The organism is Sodalis sp. (in: enterobacteria) (genome assembly GCF_047607725.1).
Taxonomy (GTDB): Bacteria; Pseudomonadota; Gammaproteobacteria; order Enterobacterales; family Enterobacteriaceae; genus JBLKSS01.
On the sequence record NZ_JBLKSS010000206.1, the window covers coordinates 1 to 5,882 of the forward strand.

Annotated in this window: 4 protein-coding genes and 3 pseudogenes; 5 read left to right on the forward strand and 2 right to left on the reverse strand. The window is 55.4% G+C overall.

The window, feature by feature from the left end; all coding sequences use genetic code 11:
• The first annotated feature begins 142 nt into the window (after nucleotides 1–142).
• The 4 genes and pseudogenes from ghrB to ACMX3H_RS16285 all read left to right on the forward strand — a co-directional run.
• Nucleotides 143–1,100, forward strand: a pseudogene (ghrB, locus tag ACMX3H_RS16270) (glyoxylate/hydroxypyruvate reductase GhrB).
• A 221-nt stretch (nucleotides 1,101–1,321) separates the two neighbouring features.
• Entirely contained in the window at nucleotides 1,322–2,323 is a 1,002-nt protein-coding gene (locus ACMX3H_RS16275) for an AI-2E family transporter (RefSeq protein ID WP_415211567.1), read from the forward strand.
• Between the two features lie 97 nt (nucleotides 2,324–2,420).
• Entirely contained in the window at nucleotides 2,421–2,699 is a 279-nt protein-coding gene (locus ACMX3H_RS16280) for a hypothetical protein (protein ID WP_415211568.1), read from the forward strand.
• Between the two features lie 12 nt (nucleotides 2,700–2,711).
• Nucleotides 2,712–3,734, forward strand: a pseudogene (locus ACMX3H_RS16285) (pyridoxal phosphate-dependent aminotransferase); the annotation flags it as partial.
• A 181-nt stretch (nucleotides 3,735–3,915) separates the two neighbouring features.
• Here ACMX3H_RS16285 and ibpB read toward each other — a convergent pair.
• A pseudogene (ibpB, locus tag ACMX3H_RS16290) lies at nucleotides 3,916–4,372 on the reverse strand (small heat shock chaperone IbpB).
• A 104-nt stretch (nucleotides 4,373–4,476) separates the two neighbouring features.
• On the reverse strand, nucleotides 4,477–4,890 hold the full coding sequence (ibpA, locus tag ACMX3H_RS16295) for a small heat shock chaperone IbpA (protein WP_415211569.1): 414 nt from the start codon (nucleotides 4,888–4,890) through the stop codon (nucleotides 4,477–4,479).
• A 331-nt stretch (nucleotides 4,891–5,221) separates the two neighbouring features.
• On the opposite strand from ibpA, the gene ACMX3H_RS16300 reads away from it, so the two are divergent.
• Nucleotides 5,222–5,533: a YceK/YidQ family lipoprotein gene (locus tag ACMX3H_RS16300; RefSeq protein WP_415211570.1), complete on the forward strand. Its 312-nt coding sequence runs from the start codon at nucleotides 5,222–5,224 to the stop codon at nucleotides 5,531–5,533.
• Nucleotides 5,534–5,882: the final 349 nt, after the last annotated feature.

Below are 5,882 nucleotides of genomic sequence, written 5' to 3' on the forward strand. Positions count from 1 at the left end.
CATCGCCGGATTATCCATGATCTGACAGCCGTCCCTTATAGGATGCGGGTTCACTAGGCATCGTAGTGGAACATATTCTTACCGGGCCATACAACAAACCCACCAATAATTCAAGACGTCCTCCACGGGGCGCTTACAATCCATCCAGGAAGATTTACGCCGACGTCTCGATGAGCATTTCAGCGTCACGGCGTTCGACGGGCTTACCGACGACAATATGCAGCAACACGCGCAGACCCTGGCGAACGCGGTGGGCCTCATCGGCGCCGGCGGTAAGGTGGATAGCACACTGGCTTGATCGTATGCCGGCGCTGAAAGCCGCCTCGACAATTTCCGTGGGTTACGACAATTTCGATGTGCAGGCGCTCAGCGCGCGCGGCGTACTCCTGATGTATACCCCGACCGTACTGACCGATACCGTGGCGGATACGCTGATGGCGCTCGCTGGTGCTCTCGCCCCCGCGCGCCGGGTCGTCGAATCGGCCGAGCGGGTCAAAGCCGGCGAGTGGCGGCGCAGCATTGACGAAAATTGGTACGGCGTCAATGTCCACCATAAGACCCTTGGCGTGGTGGGCATGGGCCGTATCGGCATGGCGCTGGCGCAGCGCACGCACGCCGGTTTCGATATGGATGTGCTTTACTATGCGCGCAATCAGCACCCCGAGGCGGAAAAGCGCTACGACGCCCGCTACTGCGATCTCGATACCCTCCTGGCACAATCGGATTTCGTCTGCCTGATCCTACCGTTGACGGAACAGACGCACCATTTAATCGACACCGATAAACTGGCGAAAATGAAGCCCGGCGCCATCCTTATCAATGCGGCCCGCTGCCCGGTGGTTGATGAAGCGGCGCTGATTGCGGCACTGGAAAACCGCAGTCTCCTCGCCGCCGCCCTCGATGTGTTCGAGCAAGAGCCGCTGCCGGCCACATCACCGCTGCTGCGCCTGCCCAATGTCGTGGCGCTGCCGCACATTGGTTCCGCCACCCATGAGACCCGCTACAATATGGCCGCCGACGCGGTGAATAATCTCATCTCCGCCCTTACCGGCCGGGTGGAAAAAAATTGCGTTAATTCGGAGATTATCCCCGGCCATTAAGACCGCCGCGATCACCGTTGCCGGCCACAGCCAGGCCGGGCGACGCGGGCAGGTTAAGAAATCGCCGGGTCGGTTACCGCCCACGACGACCGCGGCATTTTTTCTACCGCCCAGCGTAAACCGATGACGCTGCGGTTTAAGCTGTCGGTGCTATGATTACCGCCTATGCTATTTGCTATTCGCGCAATAAAGGAACCGGCCAGTAATGAAAGGAAAGAAGAATGAGCGTAAGTGAGACACGACTGAAAGCGACCTCTTACCTGTTGATGTTTCTTTTTATCACCCTGATCATCCCGCTGCATTTGTTTCCCTGCTTTATCGCCGGCTTTCTGGCGTATGAGGTGATCATTTCGCTGACGCCGTGGTTTGAACGCCTGGTCGGCAGCGGCCGCGCCCGCTGGATAGTGGTGACGCTGATTGCCGCGTTTGTGGTCATTGCCATGACGCTGGGTATCGTGAGCCTGGTAAGCTTCCTGACCTCGGACATTCAGCGCGGTATCGACATTACCGCCGAAACCAACCGCATCTTTTCCGATGTGAAGAACCGCATCCCCGATTATTTCCCCTCATTTCTGCCCGAAAGCGCGGAAGAACTGAAAGATCAGCTCTTCGCCCTGGTCGAATCCAATTTGATCATTATCCGCAATATGGGCCGCTCTTTCTTGCATGGACTGATTACTATTTTTATCGGCCTCATCATTGGCGCGGTGATTTCGCTCAATAAACCGTCCGGCCGTAATACCTACTTTACGCAGCTGCTGCTGGAGCGCCTGCATTATCTTTCTCAGGCGTTTCGCAATATCGTTTTCGCCCAAATCAAAGTATCGCTGGTTAATACCCTGCTGACATCGATGATGATTCTGGTACTGTTCCCCCTGTTCGGCGTACACCTGCCGCTGGGTAAGACGCTGATTGTGGCAACTTTTATCTTCGGCCTGTTGCCGATTATCGGTAATCTTATTTCCAATTTCATGATTATCATCTCGGCGCTCTCCATCTCCTTGAGCGTGGGCGGCGTGATGGTGCTGTACCTCATTTTGATTCACAAGCTGGAATATTTCCTCAATGCCGAGATCGTCGGTAGCCGTATTAATGCCAAATCCTGGGAGCTGCTGCTGGCCATGCTTATCTTCGAGGCGGCGTTTGGTCTGGAAGGGTTGGTGGCGGCACCGATTTATTACGCCTATCTGAAAACCGAATTACGGGCGCGGGAACTTATCTGAGCGCTGACGGCCCGGGTGATGCCTGGCCGCGCGCCGCCCCTTCACGCTCATGCTTGCGCGGTAGCGTGCTGCCGTTAGAGCAAAAAGGGGGTTGCCTGTGGCGCGCCAACAGGTAAGGTGTCAGTTTGGCCCACTAGGATCCGCAGTTAAACGCTATGACTTTTCCCGATTCGGCAATAAATTTACCCAACATTCCGGTATCGCCCAACTCATGGACGACATGAACGAGGGCCTGCGCAGCCCCGGCGCCATTATGCTCGGCGGCGGCAATCCGGCGTCGATCCCCGCGATGGAACAGTACTTTAACGCCTTGTGGCGCGAGATGCTCGACGACGGCTCAATGAGCGAGGCGCGGTGCAATTATGACGGTCCGTAGGGCAAAGATACCCTCCTGACCTCACTGGCCGCCCTGTTGCGCAAGGAATTCGACTGGCCCATCACGGCGGCCAATATCGCGCTAACCAACGGCAGCCAGAGCACCTTTTTCTATTTGTTCAATATCTTTGCCGGCCGTGGTGAAGACGGCACGCTGCGCCGGGTCTTGTTTCCACTGGCGCCGGAGTATCTCGGTTATAGCGATGTGGGGCTTGAGGAAAACATGTTCGTCGTGACGAAACCGACCCTCTCTCTGCTCCCTGAAGGCCAGTTTAAATACTATGTGGATTTCGAGCATCTGAAGGTGGGCGAAGATATTGGCCTTATCTGCGTCTCCCGGCCGACCAATCCGACCGGCAACGTCATTACCGACGAGGAACTGCTGAAGCTGGACGCGCTGGCGCGGCAGCATCAGATACCGTTGCTAATTGATAACGCTTACGGACTGCCGTTCCCGGGACTGATTTTCACCGACGCCCGACTGCTGTGGAATCCCAATATTATCCTGTGTATGAGCCTGTCCAAGCTGGGACTACCGGGCGTGCACGGCGGCATCGTCATCGCCGGTGAAGCCGTTATCAAGGCATTGGGAAATATCAACGGCATTATCAGCCTGGTGCCGGGCGGCATCGGGCCGGCAATGCTCAATAGCATGATTCGTCGGGGCGATCTGCTACGCCTGTGCGAAGACGTTATCCGGCCGTTTTATCGCCGCCGCGTTGATGAGGCCATCGGCCTGTATCCGTCGCTGGCTGCCGCCGGCGCGCTGCCTGATCCACAAGCCGGAAGGCGCGATATTTCTCTGGTGTGGTTTCCCGATCTACCTATCTCCACCGACGCGCTCTACCAGCGTCTGAAGCAGCGCGGCGTGTTGATGGTGCCTGGCCACTACTTTTTCCCCGGGCTTGATCAAGAGTGGCATCACAGCCGTCAGTGCCTGCGCATGAATTATGTGCCGGAAGCGGAAAAAATCGAGCGCAGCATTGCCATTCTGGCGGAAGAGGTGGCGCGAGCCCATTGCGAGACGGTGGGGTAAAAGCGCCATTAAAAAAGCCCGTCAGGCAAATGACGGGCTTGTGGCGACGCGACCGGCGCAAGGCCCGGCCGGACGCCGCTTTTCATTGCGGCCGGCCGCTGTTGATTGCGCCGCAATGGCAATCGCGGCGGGGACCGCGTAAACGGAGCGCCATTAGCGCAATAGCGCGGGCCGTTCGGGCTTATTCAGCATCCAGGGTGCGATCCTGAAGCGCCGGTCGCTGCGCCGAGGTCCCAATGGCAACACACCGCGGCTGCAGGGATTCGGGAATATGCTGCTCCAAATCGATGTTAAGCAGACCGTGGGTGAAATCAGCTTGGGTAACCGTCATTATGCTCCGCCAGCGTGAAGCTGAGGGAGAATTCTTTGCAGACCAGCCCCTGATGCAAATAATGCACCTCTTTCTCCGCCAGCGCGGGTTTACCTTTGATGGTCAGGCGCGGGCCTTCCAGCTCAATCGACAATTCCTGCTGGGTAAAACCGGCTAGCGCCAAGGTAATGCGATAATGGTTATCATCGCCTTTCTCAATATTGTAGGGGGGATAACTCATCCCCTGAAAATTGTCTTGTATATTGCTGGCCAATTTATCAAAGCCGATCCACTGACGAAATAATGGAGAGAGATCATAGTTACGCATGTTATTAACTCCTTCTATGAAGCGAGATAATTCACTCAACCCGCCAATCGGGTTGAGATAGCCCCCCTGTACGGGCGGGCGTATAAGTTTGTGGCCGAGAGGCGTTATTTTATTTCAATACGGCGTGGCTTTAAGGTTTCCGGCACCACACGTTCCAAATCAATAAACAGCAGGCCATTCGCCAACTGGGCGCCTTTTATTTGTATATGTTCAGCTAATTGAAATTTACGCTCGAAATTGCGCTCGGCGATGCCCTGGTATAAATAGTTGCGTTCGCTTTGATCGCTGGCGTGAGCGCCTTTAACCGTCAGGAGGTTGTCATGGGCGGTAATCTCCAGCTCGCTTTCGGCAAAGCCGGCGACCGCAATGGCGATGCGGTACTGATTTTCGCTGACCAATTCAACGTTATAAGGGGGATAACCGCCGTTGCCCTGACCCTGGCCTGCTTCCAGCAGATTAACCAGGCGGTCGAAACCGATGGCGGAACGGTACAGCGGTGAAAAATCGAAATTACGCATAGCTTAAAGCCTCCAAAATTTAGCGAGGGTGCAATAACCTTCCCATTGGACAGGTCAGTAACCGGAATACCCATACGGCGTATCCATTTCTGGTCACGTAAATTAAATGGGATCGCCGCCGGGTTTTTCAAGAGGCAATAAGAAAAAAATATCGGAATTGCCGTAAAATTTACGTTGGGTTTATTCAATCTCTATTACACTAACTGTTACAGCTTACGTCATCAGGGTGGTTCAAGCACAATTTCATTCGATCCTGAGAGCAGGTTGCTTTGCGAGTGTAAACCCAACGGATGCGGAACAGGTTATGTTAAGAAAGGTCTTGTGAAAGGTCTTGTTTGTCGTAACAGCAAGATGCACCGTGCTGGGCACTACCGGCTGCTCCAGCGTCATGACGCATACCGGCCCCTATCAGGGCTATTATCCCGGCACCCGCGCCAGTATGCAGGTTTTACGCGACAAAGACAGTAACTGGTGCATCCGCCCACTGGCGGCCATTGACTTACCCTTCTCCGCGGTATTGGACTCGGTGTTGTTACCCTATGACTACTTCCGTCGCGATAGCAATATCGATGAGGAGTCTCCCCGTTCACGCATGTTGCACAGCCACCAGCATGAGCGCGCGACCACGCCCGGGGGAGACTAAGCCGGCTCACGCCGGTGCCTTGCGCCCCCGCTTCCCTTGTATGTCTGCTAATATGATCCTATCGCCATTCTACTTTTCGTTCAGCGCGGCGGCAGGCGCACGGGAATAATGCTAGCCCCTCCGGCATCGACGGTCATCTGACCCCCTGCACGCTCCTGAGCGCCGGGATAGTTTATGGACATTGCTTCGGTTGTCAGCGGGCGGTTTAACGGTAAGCGCCCCGTGGAGGACGTCTTGAATTATTGGTGGGTTTGTTGTATGGCCCGGTAAGAATATGTTCCACTACGATGCCTAGTGAACCCGCATCCTATAAGGGACGGCTGTCAGATCATGGATAATCCGGCGATGA